We start from the raw sequence: 17,079 nt of genomic DNA on the forward strand, positions 1-17,079 counted from the left end.
ATGATGGCCACATCAGCTCCCCGTGGTCAGTGCGACGACGATACGGCCGGCGGCCGCACGGGAAGCGATAAGTGGTCCATCTCGATCGGGGACAGCGACGTTGAGGAGCGTGGTTCCTTCCTTGACCCCGGCACGCACGTCCACCACGGTGGCCTCGATGCTGATCGGCGCAGCCGTCGTCTGCTGCTGGTTTGAGACCGGACCGTCGTCCGTGGTGACGACGAGCAGCACCCGAGCGCCGGGCTTGACCCTCTCGGCGGGCATGCGCTCCTGGGGCAGGCTGAGTCCCACCAACTGCTCACCCTGACCTGGTACGGCCGTCTCGGTGAGCTGTGCCCTGGTCAGCAGGGTGCCGGGTACCAGCCCAACCGCCGCGAACTTGCCGATGACCTCGTCAGCGGCACCGGCCCTGATCGGCTTGAGGGCCGGGTCGACGGTGATGCGTACCGTGCTGAGATCCGACCGATCGATGGTTGAGCCAACCTCGACCGTGCTGCTCACCGCCAGGTACTCGGCGGTGGTGCCGACCTTGCGCAGAACGGCAGCGGCGATCAGCCCACCGGCAGCGACAAGCGCTACGGCCAACCAGACGAGTGCCGGCCGCCAGCGGCGTTGCGGTGCGACGCGGGGAACGGCGTAGGGAGCAGCAACCGGCGAGGCAGTGCGGGCGGCTTTCATCGGTGCGCTGGTCATGACGTGATCACCTGCAGTTCGTCGATGTCGATCGTGGTGGTGGAGGACAGATCGACGGTCTGGGAGCCGGTGGTACCGCCCGCACCGCTCCACGTGACCAGCCACGATGTGGTGGCCGTGACGGTGTATCGGCCTCCGGCCTGAGTGCTGCTCGGCTGGGAGTAGCCGTGATATCCACAGTCCGGCGACTTCTTGTTGCCGTATGAGGGCCGATAGGGGGTGCCCGGCGTGGTGCAGATGACCGAGTTGCCGTCGCCCATGCTCCAGACGATCTTCTGTGCCCTGGCGGTGGCGGTGACCGACCGTCCCGGCACTGCCGCTGTCCGCGTGATTGGGCCCCAGGTGCTGGGACTCACCGTGTTCCAGAGCCAGATGGGCAGTCCGACCAGGCCGGCACCGTTGGTCTGCGGGGCGATTCCAATGTTCGGACCGTCGAGGTTCATCTGAGCGATGGCTCGTTGAGCGAGCTCCTGGTACGAAGGCAGAATTCCAGCGGGCGGATCCGCCGACCAGGTCGCCGGCGTCTGCGAGGCGACGCCCCCAAAGACGCCGCACGTACGGATGCTCCAGTAGCCGTCCGTCCGGCCGCCCGGCGGTGGAGGGACTCGGCTGACGTAGCACGACCCGTCCCACACCCCGAGTCCATCGACCACGCACGGCACGGTCTGGCCCTCGTAGGTGCAGCCTTGGCCGGCGCCACCACCGCCATCGTTGTCCCCGCCGCCGTTTCCGCCGCCCCCGGTGCCGGGGTTCTCGACGACCCAGTAGCAGTTGCCCAACGCATCGCAGTGCTCGTAGTCGGCGTACGCCACGCGCGGTGCCATGAGACTGCCGCCGCCGATCGCCAGGATCGCAGCCACAAGTGCTCTGCGGATCAACATGGCCTCTCCCTCTGGGCGCTGACCTCTCGGATACGCCACTGGCCGTCGTCGAACAGCTCCGCCTTCGCGATCACCACGTACCTCGTCGCCTGACCCGTAGTACGCACGGATTTGCCAGTCTTCTTGGAGACCACATCCCACTTGCCGGTGTCAAAGCAGTCCTCGACCTCGGCGGTGAAGGGCCGCTGAGCAGCGTCGACCTTGTTCAATGTCGGGGCGGAGATCGGCTGCCCTCTGGTGACAAGTCCCTGCTGAAACTTGATCAGCAGGTCTTGGCGCACTGTCAGCAACGCGGGGTCTGCTACGAACTTGTCGAGCTTGGCGTTGTAGTCGCCCTTGTTAGAGGCGGCCACGTAGGTCCGCACGTAGTTCTGGTAGGCCGCCAACGCGCCCACTCCAGCTTCGGCATTCTCGCCGTTCGCTCCTGAGGATGTTTGCGCCGAGGACGGCGTCGACGTGGGGCTGGGCCGGACCGGATCTTCGCCCTCCCCGCAGCCGGTCAATCCGACGATGAGGGCCGCCGTGACCGCGATATGGCGACTCACTTCTACCCCTCGGGCACTGCTAGCGATTGCGATCAAGGTGATGCCTCCTCCGACTAATGTGGCGAGTACAGCCGTTCGCCACTGTCGCTGCACCGCTAGTAGATAGCGGTTCCCCGCCGGAAGCGTCCCAGCGTTTCCCTCGGATCAGTGACGGCCGGCAGAGGTGCTCACCTCCGCAAACGACCCAACGCACCAGCCGATGCCGCAGGAGGGATCCCCCCCGTTGTGCTCCTTCCGGAGCTGATTCCTTCCACTGCCGCCTCCCCCCGGTTCGGGTGGTCGGACCTCAATCCCGTCCGCCACGCAACAGGTGTTGAGCGGATCGCGTTCCCACTCAACGCACGTTGCTCCAAACAGGAGCGAGGATACGCTCACGTTCCGTACGCGTGTCAACACCTGTTTCGTAGGCCCATTCACATGCGACACTGTTGTTTAGGTCGCTGGAGGGTGAAGAATCATGGCTGATGATCGGCACGCAGAGCAGGAGCTGCCGCCCCTCGACACGCTTGCAGCAAGGCTGGAGCATCTGTTCGACAAGATCCGCCCCACCCCCGACGAGCTCGGTGAATCCGACGAGCCAGGGCGCAAATACACCAACAAGGAGATCGCAGACAAGATCAACGAAGCAGCGGCCGACACGGGCGTGACGATCAGCGCCGCCTACATCGGAGAGTTGCGCCGCGGTGTGGCCAGCGATCCCCGCACCTCCCACGTCCGCGCCCTGGCTGCCGCCTTCGGAGTGAACTCGGGCTACTTCGTCGACGACGCGGCAGCACGACGAATAGCGGACCAGCTCACGCTGCTCGACGAGCTGCGCCGGATGGATGTCAAGCAGGTGGCGCTGCGCCAGGTGCTCGCCGACAACGGGCTCTCCGCAACAGACACGCAGCTCATCGAGCAGATGGTGGCCCGATTGCGAGCCGTCGCGGAGGACGCCGGCGCTGGCGCTGTCGCGACCAGCCCTGCACCTGAAGATCGCAGGTAGTCGTGCAGATCCTGCGATGGCAGTACACCGACGAGCGGGGGAACGCTGACGTGAAGTTGTACCGACTACGCAAGCGCTGCGAGCGGATCGTTGCCGAGCTTGAGGTGCCGGAGCCCTTCGACATCCGGAAGCTGTGCGACGCCCTCGGCAAGCGGCGCGGTCGGCCCATCCACCTGGTGCCGATCAAGCTGCCGGCACACACCGTCTGCGGGATGTGCGTGCCGACCGGCGACTTCGACGCCATCTTCTTCGAGCAGGACACCTCACCGCTGCACCAGATGCTGATCATCGGCCACGAATTGGGCCACCTGCTCGCCGGCCACCAGGCGACCGAAGTCCTCGACGCGGACGCCTCCCGGCTGCTGCTACCGGATCTCGACCCGCAGCTTGTCCAGCGCAGTCTCGGTCGCAGCAACTACGCCGCAGCCGAAGAACGCGAAGCCGAAATGATCGGCTCGCTACTGCTCCGGAAGCTCCGTGGAGGGCACAGCGACGCGGACGAAGAACCGCTGGAAGGTCAGGACGCGGAGCTGTATGACCGGCTGCGGCGCTCGCTCGAACACCCTCACTGGTAGCGGCGACGATGGACACAGCCCTCTACGCCTTCTGCGCGATCGCAGGTTGGATCGCGCTCGGATACGTGGTGCGACTCCAGCGCCAGCACCCCAGCCACGCCCGCCGGGCCATCTGCATCGGTCTCGGAGCGTTCGCCGCCGGGATCACGGTCGCCATCCCACCCATCGCGACCGCGATCGACCAGGCGTCGGGGCTACCCAACCTGGCAAAGGTCCTAGCCCACGCCGGTGCCCTGACCATCTACGCAAACGCCGAAATCATGCTCCTCCACTTCGCGCTCCCGCCGGCGGCAGCCACCGCCCGGGCCCGCAAGTGGATCTGGGTCACCGCGTGCGCGTTCCTCGTCATGGTCGGCCTGTTCGCCTACACCCTCACCTACGACGACCCGGTGCTCCTGACGGTCGAGTACGCCACCGACCCCGTCGTCGTCGCCTACCTGCTGATCTTCCTGCTGCTCGGCCTCTTCGCCTACTGCATCGACATCACCCGGCTGTGCTGGAGCTACGCGAAAATCTGCGGGCGACCCTGGCTGCGCCGTGGCCTGCGCATCACCGCAGTCGGCGCCGCCTTCGCGCTGCTCTACAGCACCAACAAGATCGGGTATCTCGTCGCCTACTGGGCCGGCTACCAACCCGCCGGCGAGCGACAGATCGCGGCGGTCCTGGTGACCATCGCCGCTCTACTGATGACCATCGGCCTCACCATGCCGGCATGGGGCCCCACCCTCAAGATCAGCCGACGATGGGAGGACTACCACTCCTATCGACACCTCGAACCACTCTGGTGGGACCTCGTCGCAGCCTTCCCCGAACTCGAACTCGACCCCACCCTGCGCCGACCACTGACGGCCGCCCGCGACACCGACTACGCGCTGACCCGCCGAGTGGCCGAGATCCGCGACGGCCGCCTGGCTCTTCGCCCCTACATGGATGCCAGTGTGACGGCGCTAGCCAAGCAGTTCGCCGAGCAGGGTGGACTAACCGCCGAGGATCGACAAGCAGTTGTCGAGGCTGCACAACTGACCTGCGCGCTGCGGCGACATAGCGCCGGCCTGGTGGCCCTGGACCCGCAACCCGCCGATGAGCTGCATCGCCCTGAGGGCGGCTACGCAGGTGAGGTCGCGTGGCTGACGCTCGTCACCGACGCCTACGCCGGTTCACCGGTGGTGGCTGAGACAGCCGCCGCGACTCGAGCGCTCACCGCTGAGGGTGCTCCGTAGCACGCGCCACGAGGATGCGCAGCGATAAGAGGCGGCCACCGAACGATGCGGCGCTACGAGTTTCCGTGGGACCTGAAGCTCGAGCTCAACCTCGCCTTCAACCGATCCTTCTCCATCCCCGCCACCGCCCGGGTGCACACCGCCACGGGCGAGCTGACCGAACGCACCTAGAAGCGGATCGACGACACCGGCCTGCTGATGAACGAGATGGTGGTCAACGGCTTCGAACAGTCTCCTGCCGTCGTCGCCTCAACCGCGCCGCGCGCGTCTCCCGCCGCGGGGCGACGCGTCAGGCGGTCGCGGTGGATGACTGGCCCGCAACCAGCGAGAATTGACATAAGGCGTTGAGGCGTCAATACCTGGTGGCAGCCGAGGGGTACAGCAGCTCGTAGAGTGCGCTCGCGCCTGCGACCGCACCGATCGCAGCAGCAGAGGATGCCGCTACTTAGGGCACAACCGCTAGTCTTGCTCAACCACATCAGCAGTGCGAATGCAGGGGGTTGTTCTTGGACTCGTTCGATATGAGCAGGATCACTGACGCAGACTTTGAGGCGCTGTGCCGGGATCTATTCGGCGAGATCCTTGGAGTCACTTTTGAGATTTTTGCCCGAGGAAAAGACCAAGGCGTCGACCTCCGCTACATCACCCCTTCGAATGAGACTTGGATAGTGCAGTGCAAGCACTGGGATCAGACCAAACGATCAAATTTGGTTAACTACATGAAACGGCACGAGCGCCCAAAAGTCGATCTCCTCAGCCCTGATCGCTACATCTTGGCTACGTCCGTAGACCTCAACCCGAAAGCCAAGAGTGATCTGTTTGACGCCCTGTCTCCGCACATAGGCACAACGGGAGATATTTGGGGCGCTCGCGAGATCGAGGCAGAACTTCGTCAACGCGAACACATTGTACGCCGACACATTCGTTTATGGCTCAACAGCACTGCCGTTTTGAATGCAATGCTGACAAACAGCATTGTCACCAGATCGCGAATGCTGCTCGAAGACACTAAAACAACTCTGCTGACATACGTTCCGAACCTAAGCCTCTCTCGAGCTGCCGAGATTCTCGACAGCGAGCACGTATGTGTTATTGCGGGCGCACCGGGAGTCGGAAAAACAACCCTGGCTCAAGTCATTGCAGCAGCGCACGTAGGCGACGGATACGAGCTGATCGAGATTTCCGAGGACGTCGAGGAGGCATTTGCGGCCTGGCGCGATGGCGACGCGCAGATCTTTTACTACGACGACTTTCTTGGTGCCACAGCCCTTGATGACAAGCTTCGCAAAAACGAGGATATTCGGCTGACCAGCCTTATGCGGCAGATCAAAAAGGATCCAACAAAAAGGCTCGTACTTACCAGCCGTGAGTACATTCTTGCGCAGGCTGAGCAACGGTACGAGGTGCTGGCCAGGGAAGACTTCAACTTATTGACATGCGTGCTCGATCTCACGGATTACCAGCTCGAAACACGCGCCCAACTTCTGTACAACCATGTCTATTTTGCGCCCGTGTCCGACCTCGCGAAAGCGGCGTTCGCTGACCCGTTAATACATCTACCATTGCTTAATCACCCAAACTTCAATCCTCGCCTAATCTCTATTGCGCTCACTCTTGCGGCTGGGAGGATGGCAGCGGAAGACGTCCCGACCCAAGTCCTGAATACGTTGAATAGGCCAGAACAGCTCTGGCGGCATATCGTCGAGAACCAGCTGAACGCGGCGCAAGTAGCCGTCATCGAGGCCCTCTTCTCACTCCCGACGGCTAATCGTGAGTCGCTGCGAATCGCTTGGCGTGCGTTGCAAAGTTATCGGGGGATTCAACAACGGGACGATGAACTGAGACGAGCGTTGCAGATTCTGGATGGCACCCTAATCCGAATTGACGACAGCCCTTTCGGCGCCCGGATATCGTTCGCAAACCCCTCGATCCGGGATTTCATGGTCGAATATCTGACCGAGCGGCCCGATTCATTGCTTGAATTGCTGCAAAGCATAAGTTATCACGAGCAGGTCGAAGTTCTATGGGCATCCGTGCCGTGCCTGCGTGATGCGGGAGCCGTGCCGGGTGAGGTGCGAACTGTGCTCGAGGAATCCCTGCCTGGCTACTGGCTTTCGAGACCGCTAAATGGAACGCTAACGGAAGCGTATCCACGCCGACTGCTAGCCTCAATTGAGATAGCCGAGGCAATTTCAAGCGAGGAACTATCGGCGCAGATTGCGCACGCCCTTAAATACGAAGTGTACGATCTGGTCCATGAAACTGCCGACCTCGACGTCGTCGTTGCCATAGCCGAGCGAGTACGCCACTCTGGACATGAACTGCTGTCCGACCTCGAGGTCGATTTCGCTGGCGCAATCACTGAGCGAATCATGGGGAGCCTTGTAGATTGGGACGCAGCTCGGCAGGCAAGGCGCATCGCCGAGTCACTCGACCTTGACCTCGACGCAAATGATGTTGACCGCATTGACCGAGCCATCAAGGAAGGAGCCATTCAGCTGGTCGAACGCTGGCACGCGGGCGACAGCTCGCTAGCATTACGCGACGACCTCACAGAAGTTCTGGAGATCGCGGACGTTCAGTACGAGGAGTCACCAGCAGACCGGGACGACTTTCCCAGCTGGCTGAATCCGGCGCAGGCTATGCAAAACTTCATCCATCTAGCCGGGGAGCACTCCGTTTACTGGAATCGCGATGTTGGTCCCGAGCGCTCCGACGCTGATGCGAATAGAGCGGTGGCTCGCATCTTCGCCGGACTAGCAGCCTTCGCGACAACCGAAGAGCAAGACGAAGAGCCTAAGGAGCCAAGAGGCTAAGTGGCTTGTCGATGGATACTCCCCGAGCGTGCACAGAATCTGAGAGTGACTCAGACAACACCATCTGTTCTCAGACTATACAGTTGACGAATACCGCTCAGCGGGAATGGTGCTGGCACGCGTCATCGAACTCTGCGACTCGCCGTCCCAGGGGCAGGCCGGATCGGTGCAGTGTTTTTTAGTCGGCTTGCCAGGCCCCAGGTTTGCGTGGAGTCGGCATCGACGGTGTCATATTGATCATGCGCCACCATGATTCGAACCCAGAGATGTCATGACGGCAGTGGCCTACGAATAGCGGCAACCTGCCGGCTCCAGTTGCTGACCAGGACGACCTGTACGACGTCGCCCGTTCTGGGCGCCTGAACGAGGTACTGGCGGCCGTCGCCGTCGGTACCGATGTACATGCCGACGTGGCGGGGCCGAGACATCGTGCCGTCGGAGCCAGGGATGAAGATCAGGTCGCCCGGCCGCATCGCCGCTAGCGAGGGGACGACGACGCCGGTGTGGACCTGGTCGGCGGTCACCCGAGGGATTCGCACACCGCCTTCGGCCCAGGCGGCCATCATCAGCCCGGAACAGTCGTAGCTGTCCGGTCCTTCGGCACCCCAGACGTAGGGCTTGCCCAGTTGCGCGAGGGCGAAAGAGACGACTGCCCGTAGCTGCGGGTCAGACGGCAGAACGAATCCGTCGGGCAGTCCAGCGTCGTCCAGGGAGGGCAGTCCGTCCCCGCCGTCGCTGGTGCAGACGATGTTCATGCCATCGCTGATCAGAGCGACCAGCTGCTGGGCCTCGGGCTGCCACTTTGCGTACGCGTCGGGGAACGCCGACCGCTGCACGGCCTGCGCGGCCTGGGTGAGCGGCATGGTCTGCCAGCCATCCACCTTGACCAGGCGCTCGTAGAACTTCCGGGCGGCATAGCGAGGGTCGAGGATCTGTTCGGGGGTACCCCAGCCTTGACTGGGTCGCTGCTGGAACAGTCCGAGCGAGTCATGGTCGTTGTCCTCGCCGAGGTGACCGAGGTTGCGTAGTGTGGACTCCTGCATGGCTGTAGCCACGGCGATTTCCCAGCCGTAGCGCGGCATGTGCAGCTCGGCGCCGACGGTGACGATGGTGGCCGCGTTGCTGACTTGCTCGGAGCTCCAGGAGCCCTGATCGGGCCAGTCCGTAGGTGCGGCTGTAGTGCCGGGCGAGACGCTGGACGGGCTTATGGTGCAGCCCATCGCCGGGCTCGCTCCGAGCAGCGCGAGGGCAACGAACACGATCAGCGCAAGCGGCGCGAGGACCACGACAGCAAGCCCGCCTGAAAGTACCGGCCACGGCCTGCTCATCGCAGACCTGTCTGGCGGATCTCGTACTCGGTAACTCGCCAGCCGGATCCGTCAGGGCCTCCGCGGCGCAGGGTGCAGTCGACCAGGCTGCGCTCAGTCCAGCCGCGCCAGCCGTCTTCACCGAGGGGCGTCGCGGTCACCCGGACCGCGCGCCGGGCGGCGATCGCCGTATCAAATGGCTGAAGCCCGTCGACGAAGGGCTCCACGGCGGCGTCGACGTACGCCCGGTGTTCGGCCCAGGTCGCCCAGCGGCCGTCCCGCCTCGCCGCAGGGCTCTGTCCCGCCAGTGTTCCGCTGGCGTAGCGGATGGCGCGGTCGTAGGCATCGCCCGGTCCGGCGTCCCGCCGGGTATCGGCGCTGTAAAGAGCCGCGGCGAATCGGCTGCACACCTCGCCGGGGTCGGCGTACGCGAACCCGGCCTGCGATGGCGGCGGCACCGGGGCAGCGACGTCAGCCGGGGCGGACAGGGCCCTGGTTGTGCTCGGCGCGGCCGGCGCCGGCTGCCTGCCGACGGCGCAACCGGTAACGGACAAAGCCAGGGTGAGTACCGCCGCTGTTCGAGTTCGCGCGTTCATGGCCACGACGGTGCCGACGCGCCAACGCCGTTACCGCTGCCAGTCGCGGCTGGCAGCGGCGGTAACGACGGCAGCAAGGCCAGCGTCAACTCTGCCGTCAGCCCTACCCAGCGAAGGTCCAGGGCAGATGCCCAACCGAGGGCATCGTGACCTCCGGGAGACTGCAGTGTTTGCTCACTACCTCGCTGGGGCTTTGCTCGATGCCCTGGCCGCCCCGACTCCCCTACCGACGCCCCCACCGGGCCTCGATGTCGCAGGGGACCTATTCATCGGTTGGATGAAGTGGATCCTCATCGTCGCCGGTGTCGGCGGCCTGCTCGTCTGCGGGATCATGATGGCCGTTGGGCGCCGGAACCGGTCGGCGTTCGCTGCGGACGGCGCGGCTGGCATCCCATGGGTGCTGGCCGGGCTCACATGCGGCGCGGTCGCGGCCGTGGTCGTCGGCGCAGTCTTGCCGGGCTGAGTCATGACTTACGACGTCATCACTCGCGCCCGCCGCACCACGCGCCGTCGGCTAACCGCCCTCTGTTTGATCGCTGCAGCAATGCTCAGTGCCACGGCCGTAGCAGTGGTGTTTGACGCAGGCGCGGATCGCCCCGCCCCCTCAACGGTGGGTCCGGTACTGGTTCGCCCCGAGAACACCGGTGATGGGCAGGCGAACCTGCCAGATGACTTGGATTGGGTTGACGTCGCGGGAGTTTCGGTGCCCGTGTCGGAACGGTCCGGTCCCCGGATCTCCAGCGAGGGGCAGGCTCGCGGGTTTACACGCGACCGTGGCGGTGCCGTGCTGGCCGCTGTGCACATCGTCGTGCGCGTCAACCCGCAGGTTGGGCCGGATGTGTTCGACCCGACGTTGCGTACTCAGGTCGTCGGTGCTGACGCGCTCGCGATGCGGGCCCAAGTCGCGCAGGCGTACGACGAGTTGCGCGGCCAGACGGGCGTAGCGGACGGGCAGCCCGTCGGACGCCTGAACGCCACCCTGCTCGGCTACAGGATCCTCAGCTACACCGACGACGAGGTCGCCCTGCGCCTGCTTACCGAGGCACCGAGCGGCTCGGGTAGCTCGCTGATGGTCAGCACCGAGGTACGCGTTCGCTGGACGGGTTCGGACTGGGCACTGCTGGCGCCCGCCGGCGGGACGTTCGACCAGGCCGTGACCGTCGTTCTGGATCCGTACACCGCCATGTTCCTTCCCTTCAGCGCAGGTGGGTGACCTCATGCCTTTCTGCAACCCCTTCATGCCCGCGAGCTGCACCGGGGCCATTGTCGGTGGAATCAATACCGGCGTCGAGGCCCGCGACTCAATGGTCACCGCGCTCCTCGACGGGCTGGCCAATGCAACGAAGGACGCCATCCAGTGGGTCGCCGGCCTGCTGACCAGTTGGACGCTCATCCCGTCGAACAGCCTGTGCCCGACCAGCGGGTCTGACCCGGGTCAGTGGGCAACCGACTGGGTGGCCCAATGCAACGAGGCCGTCGGGCCCGCACAGCAGCTGCGTGGGTTCATGCTGCCGATCACGATCCTGGTCCTGGTCGGTGGGTTGGTGTGGCAGGGCATCACCATCGTCATCAGCCGCAAGGGTGCGCCGCTTCTGCAGGCGGTCCGCGGAGTCTGGAACACCGCTCTCTGGGGCAGCGTCGGCGTTGCCGGCACCCACCTGGTCCTTAAGGCCGGGGACAGCTACTCGATGTGGCTGCTGAACGAGGCGATCTTCAAGGAGTCCAACAAACCACCCAACAAGGCCATGAGCGCTGCGCTCGGGGCGCTGCTGCTTCCCAGCACCGAGGTGGCCCCGTTCGTGATGATCCTGGTCGGCGTCGTCGTCATCCTCGCGGCCGTGGTGCAGACCATCCTGATGGTCTTCCGTGAAGGCGCCGTGGTCATCCTGGCCGGACTGCTGCACCTGGCGGCGGCCGGCTCCATCACCCGAGGCACCAGCCAGTGGCTACACAAGACCCTCGGCTGGTCCCTCGCACTCGCGCTGTACAAGCCAGCAGCGGTGACGGTGTACGCCACCTCGTTCGTCATGATGCGCGGCAACGGACGGGACTGGCTGATGGGCCTTGGCATGCTGGCCCTGTCCGTGATCGCCCTACCCGCGCTGATGAAGTTCTTCACCGTCTTCACCGGCGGCGTCGCCTCCGGGGGTGCAGGCCTCGGCATGGCCGGCGCCGGAGCGGCAGCAGGCCTGCACGCCGCGTCCTCGATACGCGGAGCGGCCGGCGGTCACAGTGCTGGCGACCACGCCCGCTACATGGACTCGCGGGGACCTGGTAACGACGGCGGCAAGGGCCCCACCGGGGCCATGCCGGCTCCGTCCGCGCCCTCGCCCACGAGCGGATCCGGTGGAGGCACGGCCGGTAGCGCACCGACGGTGATCAGCGGTAACGCCACCGCTGGCGGCATGCCGGGTCCGGTAACACCCACGACCACCGTGCCCGCCGGTAGTGGCGCTACCGCGTCCGCCGGTGGTAGCGCCGCGGCCTCGGGTGGCGCGGCTGCTGGGGGTGGCATGGCAGCAGCCGGAGCCGCGACCGGGCCGGCAGCACCGGTTGTCATCGGCACCGTCCTGGCCGCGCAGGCCGGGGCCACGGCAGCGAAGGCAGGCGCGAACACGGCCAGCTCCACGATGCGGGACGGGAGTACGCCGTCATGAGCAGCGACCAGGCGCAGGTCCGTACCTACGGCGGCTGGCGGCGGGCGCGGGGCATGGGCTTGTTCGGCCTCGGACCGACGCAGACCTTCGTCGTCCTCGCGGCGATCACTGTGCTGATCGTCTCCGGATCGATGGGACTGCGGGCGCTGGCCGTAGCCGCAGGTCCCTGTGTGCTGCTCGTGGTGCTACTGGTGCTGCGGTGGGACGGGGTGCCGCTGTCAGCCGGAATCGCACAGCGAGTGCGATGGCTGATCGGCACCAGCCGCGGCTACACCTCGTACCGCTCCGGGCTGATGGTCGCCGGTGAGCACGCCTGGCAGCTCCCGGGTGTGCTCGCCCCGACCACCCTGCTGACCGTCGAGGACGAGGGCAGCGGCGGGTATGGAGTGGTCTTCAACCGCCGGTCGGGCACCATGACGGTGACGCTGCGCTGCGCGGCCACCTCGACCTGGCTGGCCGATCCGGACGCGAGCGCGGCGTGGGTGGCCAACTGGGGTGGCTGGTTGGCGAACCTGGGCTACCTGCCGATCGTCGACCACGTCACTGTCACCGTGGACACCGCCCCGGATCCCGGATCCCGGTTGGCCGACCACGTCAGCCGACGGATCGTCTCGCACGGGCCGGCTTCGGCCCGACGGGTCCTGCAACGGCTGGTGGAGGTGTCCCCCGCAGCCGCCGCCGACGTGGAGACCCGGGTGTCTGTGACCTTCAAGCCCGGTGCCTCCCCAAGCAAGCCTAAGAGCGAAGACGAGGCGCTGGAGGAGATCAGCCGGACCTTGCCGGGTCTGCAGGACTCGCTGGGCAGCTGCGGACTGACCGTCCTCGGCCGAGCCAGCGCGGAGGCGATCTCGGCCATCGTGCGGACGGCGTTCGATCCAGCTAGCCGTGGTGACGTGGCCCGGCTGGCGGCGACTCCCGGCCTGGATCTGACCCGGTGGTTGGACTGGGACACCGCCGGGCCGGTGATGGCCGAGGAGCACCTCGACCGGTACGTGCACGACTCCGGCACATCGGTGTCCTGGGCATGGCATGAGGCACCACGCCAACACGTGCACTCCGATGTGCTCGCCCGGCTGCTGGCACCCGGCCCGTACCCGAAGCGGGTTTCGCTGCTCTACCGGCCCTTCCCCGCCGGTGAAGCCGCGCGGATCGTGGAGAGCGAGGTCAATGCCGCGGCGTTCCGGGCGGCCTACAACCGGGCACAGAAACGCGACGAGTCCGCCCGCGACCACGCCGACCGGGAACGGGCCCTACAGACCGCGCGGGAAGAAGCGACCGGGTCCGGGGTGGGCCTGATGTCGCTGTTCGTCACCACCACTGTCGTCTGCCCCGACGACCTCGGCCGGGCCATCGCCGACGTCGAGTCCCGCGCCGACGTAGCCAAGATCCGGCTACGGCAGCTGCGCGCCAGCCAAGCCGCCGGCTTCGCCACCACCCTGCCCTGCGGCGTATGCCCGCCGCAGCTGGCCCGCCACTGGCCCCGCTGACTTCAGAAGCAGGAGCAATCAATGACGAGCACCACCGCCGCAGACGCGGTCGCGCCGGCGCCAGCATGGGGTGTACGCACACCCGGCGCCGGCCGAGCCAGCCACGTCTCCCCCGGAATGGAGTACCAGGGCACCACCGTCCAGCTGTGCGGGCTGTTCCCCTTCGTCGCCGGATCCGGGGCACCCACGATCGGCGTGCCGATCGGAAGGCACATGCTCTGGGGTGAGGTCGTCTGCCTCGACCCCCTCGAATGGCTCCGCGAAGGCCTCATCACCAACCCCGGCGTGTTCGTCCTCGGCCAACCCGGCGTCGGCAAGTCCACCGTGGTCAAGCGGCTCATCACCGGCATGACCGGGTTCGGCACCAGCGCCCTGATCCTCGGCGACACCAAGCCCGACTACACCCGACTCGTCGAGCATCTCGGCGGGCAGGTCATCCGCGTGGGCCGCGGCCTCGACCGGCTCAACCCACTGGACTCCGGCCCGCTAGGCAGTGCACTCGCCCGAATGGGCACAGCCGACGCTCGGCAGCTGCGGCTGGAGATCCGGGGCCGGCGCATGTCGCTGCTGCTGGCGCTGTGCGCCCTCGTACGAGGGCAGGCGCTGAACAACACCGAGGAGATCATCCTCGGACGGGCGATCGACGTACTCGCCGAGCGCCTTGACCACGACCCCACCGTGCCGGACGTGCTGAGCCTGGTCGAAGCCGGCGCCGACGAGCTCCTAGCCGCGGCCCGGGCCCGCACCGACGGCGAGTACCGCCGCCGCGTCGACCAGCTGGTACCCACCTTGGCGCTGCTGTGCGAGGGCAGCCTGCGCGGCGTGTTCGACGGTCCAACGACCAAGGCCCTGGACCTGGATGCGCCAGCGGTCAGCGTCGACATCTCCCAGGTCGCCGCCGCCGGAGACCAACTGGTGGCCGCCGCGATGCTCTGCACCTGGGCGTACGGCTTCGGCATGGTCGACGCCGCAGCCGTGCTGGCCGACCAGGGCCTCGCACCGCGCCGGCAATACCTCGGCGTGATGGACGAGCTGTGGCGAGCCCTGCGCGGGGCATCCGGGCTGGTCGAGCACGCCGACGCGCTCACCCGGCTCAACCGCCAGAGAGGAATGGCCAGCGTGATGGTCACCCACTCCCTCGCCGACCTCGACGCCCTACCGACCCCGGAGGACCGGGCCAAGGCGCAGGGCTTCATCGAACGGTCCGCCATCAAGATCCTGGCCGGGCTGCCGCCCCGCGAACTGAACCGGGTCAATGAGGTGATCAAGCTGTCCGGGCCCGAACGCGAGCTGGTGGCATCCTGGGCCGCACCGGAAGCATGGTTCGCCGGCTCTGTGCACCCAGGCCGGGGCAAGTACCTGATCAAGACCGGTGAACGGAACGGGCTGCCGGTATCGCTCACCCTGGTCGGCGACGAGTGGGAGCTCTACGACACCGACGCCGCGATCCGACAGGTGCAGCCATGAACACCCGTGCCGTCGAGCCGCGCGGCACTGCCGGCGGCCCACTAACCCCGTTCTTGGTGCTCGGGCTGGTGTGGGCGGTGTTCGCCCTGATGTGGTTGTCCTGGCTGGCCGGACGAATCGCCGCTGCCGTGACCGGGCGGCCCGCCACTGGTTCCGGCTTCGGATCGACCTACCTCGAACATCTGCTGCGTACTGAATGGCCGGCGTTGTGGCCCGGGGTGTCCCCCACCGTCGTCGGTCTGGTCTACGCGGTGCTGCTGCTGGTGCTGGTCGGCCTGGTCACCCTGGCGGCGGTGTGGTGGCAGGGGCGCAAGCCCGACGCCGAGAATCCGCTGCCGGCGCTGGCCGGCCCGGCCGAGGTGCGGGCGATGACGCTATCCGCGGTGGCCGCCAAGGCTCGGCGCCTGCGGCGCGGCCTGGCGGATGCGGCGGTGAAGGAAATCTCGGCCGAGTCCGCTGGGATCGTGCTCGGTGAGCATCGGCGGCGGCGCGGTTCAGGCCCTCGGCTCTACTCCTCCTGGGAGGACGTGATCCTCGCGGTGATGGCTCCCCGCGCCGGCAAGACAACCGCGCTGGCCGTGCAATCCGTCCTTGGCGCGCCGGGGGCGGCCCTTGCCACCAGCAACAAGCCCGATCTGTGGGCGACGACGGCAGCCGTTCGCTCCGAGCGTGGCAGCGTGTGGGTGTTCGACCCGCAGTCCATCGCCCACGTGCCGCAAGGCTGGTGGTGGAACCCGCTGGCTGCCGTGGAGGACGTCGAGGACGCCCACCGGCTGGCCAACCACTTCGTCCAACAGGTCCGAAACTCGCAGGGCAGCGACGACTTCTGGATCCAGGGCGCATTGGACCTGCTCACGTCACTGATCCTGGCTGCCGCGCTGGAGGGCCGCACGCTGACGTCGGTGCAGGCATGGCTGTCGGACTCCACCTCGCGGGAGCCTGCCACGATCCTCAAGAGCCACGGGTTTGGTGCCTCCGCACGGGCAATGTCCGGCCGGCAGGCCGGCGCACCAGAGACCCGCGAAGGGCTCTACGAGACTGCCCGGACGGCCGCGGCGTGCCTTGCCAATCCGACCATCATGGCCTGGGTCACCCCACCGGACCGACCACTGCCGGCACTGGACGTCGAGGCGTTCGTCGAGAGCTCCGACACGCTGTACCTGCTGTCGAAAGACGGGGCGGGAGCGGCCGCACCGCTCGTTGCCGGCCTCACCGACCAGGTGCTGCGCGCTGCGGTGACGCTCGCCGAGGCCCAAGGCGGCCGGCTTGATCTGCCGCTGGCCGCCTGCCTGGACGAGGCCGCGAACATCTGCAAAATCGCGGACCTGCCGGAGCTTTACAGCCACTTTGGCAGCCGGGGCATCATCCCGCTGACCATCCTGCAGTCGTACCGGCAAGGGACCAGGGTGTGGGGTGAGCGGGGCATGGACGCACTGTGGTCAGCCGCCACGGTGAAGCTGGTCGGAGCCGGCATCGACGACGCCCGGTTCGCCGAGGACCTGTCCCGGCTCGTTGGCGAGCATGACGTCACCGTTGCCTCCCACACCCGTGACGCGAAGGGCCACACCTCGTACCAGACATCGGTGCGGCGGCAGCGCATCCTTGATCCGGCGCGAATCCGGGCATTGCCAAAGGGCTCTGCGCTGCTGTTCGCGACCGGCGTCAAGGTGGCGATGCTCAACCTGCTGCCCTGGTACGACGAGCCGAGCGCCGAGCGGCTGACCGCTGCCGTCGCCGCCTCCACCGCCGAAATGGCCCGCCACGCGCAGCGCACCCGCGCTGCTCGCCGGGACCGGATGGCGCAACGCCCCTGGCGAGGACGGGCCGGCTGAAGCTAGCTTGGATATCGG

General features: G+C 66.5%; 15 protein-coding genes and 1 pseudogene. 11 read left to right on the plus strand and 5 right to left on the minus strand.

Annotation, left to right across the window (positions count from 1 at the left end; translation table 11 throughout):
* Positions 1–12: 12 nt before the first annotated feature.
* From IF46_RS0109675 to IF46_RS0109685, 3 genes are read right to left on the minus strand one after another with little or no spacing between them, the layout of a single operon-like run.
* Entirely contained in the window at positions 13–693 is a 681-nt protein-coding gene (locus IF46_RS0109675) for an SAF domain-containing protein (protein ID WP_051723798.1), read from the minus strand.
* Entirely contained in the window at positions 690–1,574 is an 885-nt protein-coding gene (locus IF46_RS0109680; RefSeq protein WP_030487961.1) for a hypothetical protein, read from the minus strand. The genes IF46_RS0109675 and IF46_RS0109680 overlap by 4 nt, the downstream gene beginning before the upstream one ends.
* Positions 1,568–2,119: a hypothetical protein gene (locus IF46_RS0109685; protein ID WP_157562838.1), complete on the minus strand. Its 552-nt coding sequence runs from the start codon at positions 2,117–2,119 to the stop codon at positions 1,568–1,570. Before IF46_RS0109685 ends, IF46_RS0109680 begins: the two co-directional genes overlap by 7 nt.
* Before the next feature lie 457 nt (positions 2,120–2,576).
* Here IF46_RS0109685 and IF46_RS0109690 point away from each other — a divergent pair, with 457 nt between their 5' ends.
* The 5 genes and pseudogenes from IF46_RS0109690 to IF46_RS33725 all read left to right on the plus strand — a co-directional run bounded on the left by IF46_RS0109690 (position 2,577) and on the right by IF46_RS33725 (position 7,715).
* Positions 2,577–3,104: a hypothetical protein gene (locus IF46_RS0109690; protein WP_051723800.1), complete on the plus strand. Its 528-nt coding sequence runs from the start codon at positions 2,577–2,579 to the stop codon at positions 3,102–3,104.
* Positions 3,105–3,106: 2 nt separating this feature from the next.
* Positions 3,107–3,679, plus strand: a complete 573-nt coding sequence (locus tag IF46_RS32420) for an ImmA/IrrE family metallo-endopeptidase (RefSeq protein WP_232233992.1) — start codon at positions 3,107–3,109, stop codon at positions 3,677–3,679.
* An 8-nt stretch (positions 3,680–3,687) separates the two neighbouring features.
* On the plus strand, positions 3,688–4,899 hold the full coding sequence (locus IF46_RS0109700) for an MAB_1171c family putative transporter (RefSeq protein ID WP_030487965.1): 1,212 nt from the start codon (positions 3,688–3,690) through the stop codon (positions 4,897–4,899).
* Between the two features lie 36 nt (positions 4,900–4,935).
* Positions 4,936–5,130, plus strand: a pseudogene (locus IF46_RS34340) (DUF2236 domain-containing protein); the annotation flags it as partial.
* A 275-nt stretch (positions 5,131–5,405) separates the two neighbouring features.
* Positions 5,406–7,715, plus strand: a complete 2,310-nt coding sequence (locus IF46_RS33725) for a restriction endonuclease (RefSeq protein WP_157562841.1) — start codon at positions 5,406–5,408, stop codon at positions 7,713–7,715.
* A gap of 269 nt (positions 7,716–7,984) precedes the next feature.
* Here the strand turns inward: IF46_RS33725 and IF46_RS0109720 are convergent, their stop codons facing one another.
* Positions 7,985–9,001: a C40 family peptidase gene (locus tag IF46_RS0109720; protein ID WP_051723801.1), complete on the minus strand. Its 1,017-nt coding sequence runs from the start codon at positions 8,999–9,001 to the stop codon at positions 7,985–7,987.
* A gap of 38 nt (positions 9,002–9,039) precedes the next feature.
* On the minus strand, positions 9,040–9,618 hold the full coding sequence (locus tag IF46_RS0109725) for a hypothetical protein (protein ID WP_157562844.1): 579 nt from the start codon (positions 9,616–9,618) through the stop codon (positions 9,040–9,042).
* Between the two features lie 277 nt (positions 9,619–9,895).
* Between IF46_RS0109725 and IF46_RS35140 the strand changes: the two genes are divergently transcribed.
* From IF46_RS35140 to IF46_RS0109755, 6 genes are read left to right on the plus strand one after another with little or no spacing between them, the layout of a single operon-like run.
* Positions 9,896–10,081 carry a hypothetical protein gene (locus IF46_RS35140; protein WP_232233993.1) on the plus strand — a complete coding sequence of 62 codons (186 nt, stop codon included), beginning with the start codon at positions 9,896–9,898 and terminating at the stop codon, positions 10,079–10,081.
* Positions 10,082–10,084: 3 nt separating this feature from the next.
* On the plus strand, positions 10,085–10,831 hold the full coding sequence (locus IF46_RS0109735; protein WP_157562847.1) for a hypothetical protein: 747 nt from the start codon (positions 10,085–10,087) through the stop codon (positions 10,829–10,831).
* Positions 10,832–10,835: 4 nt separating this feature from the next.
* Positions 10,836–12,275 (plus strand): hypothetical protein, encoded by a 1,440-nt coding sequence (locus IF46_RS0109740; protein ID WP_157562849.1) that lies wholly within the window; start codon positions 10,836–10,838, stop codon positions 12,273–12,275.
* Positions 12,272–13,762, plus strand: a complete 1,491-nt coding sequence (locus tag IF46_RS0109745; RefSeq protein WP_030487971.1) for an SCO6880 family protein — start codon at positions 12,272–12,274, stop codon at positions 13,760–13,762. Before IF46_RS0109740 ends, IF46_RS0109745 begins: the two co-directional genes overlap by 4 nt.
* Positions 13,763–13,783: 21 nt before the next feature.
* The gene (locus IF46_RS0109750) at positions 13,784–15,229 is read left to right on the plus strand and encodes a hypothetical protein (protein ID WP_030487972.1); all 1,446 of its coding nucleotides are present in this window, start codon (positions 13,784–13,786) and stop codon (positions 15,227–15,229) included.
* Positions 15,226–17,061: a type IV secretory system conjugative DNA transfer family protein gene (locus IF46_RS0109755; protein ID WP_084597850.1), complete on the plus strand. Its 1,836-nt coding sequence runs from the start codon at positions 15,226–15,228 to the stop codon at positions 17,059–17,061. Before IF46_RS0109750 ends, IF46_RS0109755 begins: the two co-directional genes overlap by 4 nt.
* Positions 17,062–17,079 lie beyond the last annotated feature (18 nt).

Source organism: Micromonospora chokoriensis, from assembly GCF_000718555.1.
Lineage (GTDB): Bacteria > Actinomycetota > Actinomycetes > Mycobacteriales > Micromonosporaceae > Micromonospora > Micromonospora chokoriensis_B.

Excerpts from the sequence above, each read along its gene's own strand:
- IF46_RS0109740 (WP_157562849.1), top strand. The coding sequence starts at position 10,836 with ATGCCTTTCTGCAACCCCTTCATGCCCGCGAGCTGCACCGGGGCCATT.
- IF46_RS0109700 (WP_030487965.1), top strand. The coding sequence starts at position 3,688 with ATGGACACAGCCCTCTACGCCTTCTGCGCGATCGCAGGTTGGATCGCG.
- IF46_RS0109680 (WP_030487961.1), bottom strand. The coding sequence starts at position 1,574 with ATGTTGATCCGCAGAGCACTTGTGGCTGCGATCCTGGCGATCGGCGGC.
- IF46_RS0109750 (WP_030487972.1), top strand. The coding sequence starts at position 13,784 with ATGACGAGCACCACCGCCGCAGACGCGGTCGCGCCGGCGCCAGCATGG.
- IF46_RS0109690 (WP_051723800.1), top strand. The coding sequence starts at position 2,577 with ATGGCTGATGATCGGCACGCAGAGCAGGAGCTGCCGCCCCTCGACACG.
- IF46_RS0109745 (WP_030487971.1), top strand. The coding sequence starts at position 12,272 with ATGAGCAGCGACCAGGCGCAGGTCCGTACCTACGGCGGCTGGCGGCGG.
- IF46_RS0109735 (WP_157562847.1), top strand. The coding sequence starts at position 10,085 with ATGACTTACGACGTCATCACTCGCGCCCGCCGCACCACGCGCCGTCGG.
- IF46_RS35140 (WP_232233993.1), top strand. The coding sequence starts at position 9,896 with ATGAAGTGGATCCTCATCGTCGCCGGTGTCGGCGGCCTGCTCGTCTGC.
- IF46_RS0109675 (WP_051723798.1), bottom strand. The coding sequence starts at position 693 with ATGACCAGCGCACCGATGAAAGCCGCCCGCACTGCCTCGCCGGTTGCT.
- IF46_RS0109755 (WP_084597850.1), top strand. The coding sequence starts at position 15,226 with ATGAACACCCGTGCCGTCGAGCCGCGCGGCACTGCCGGCGGCCCACTA.
- IF46_RS0109725 (WP_157562844.1), bottom strand. The coding sequence starts at position 9,618 with ATGAACGCGCGAACTCGAACAGCGGCGGTACTCACCCTGGCTTTGTCC.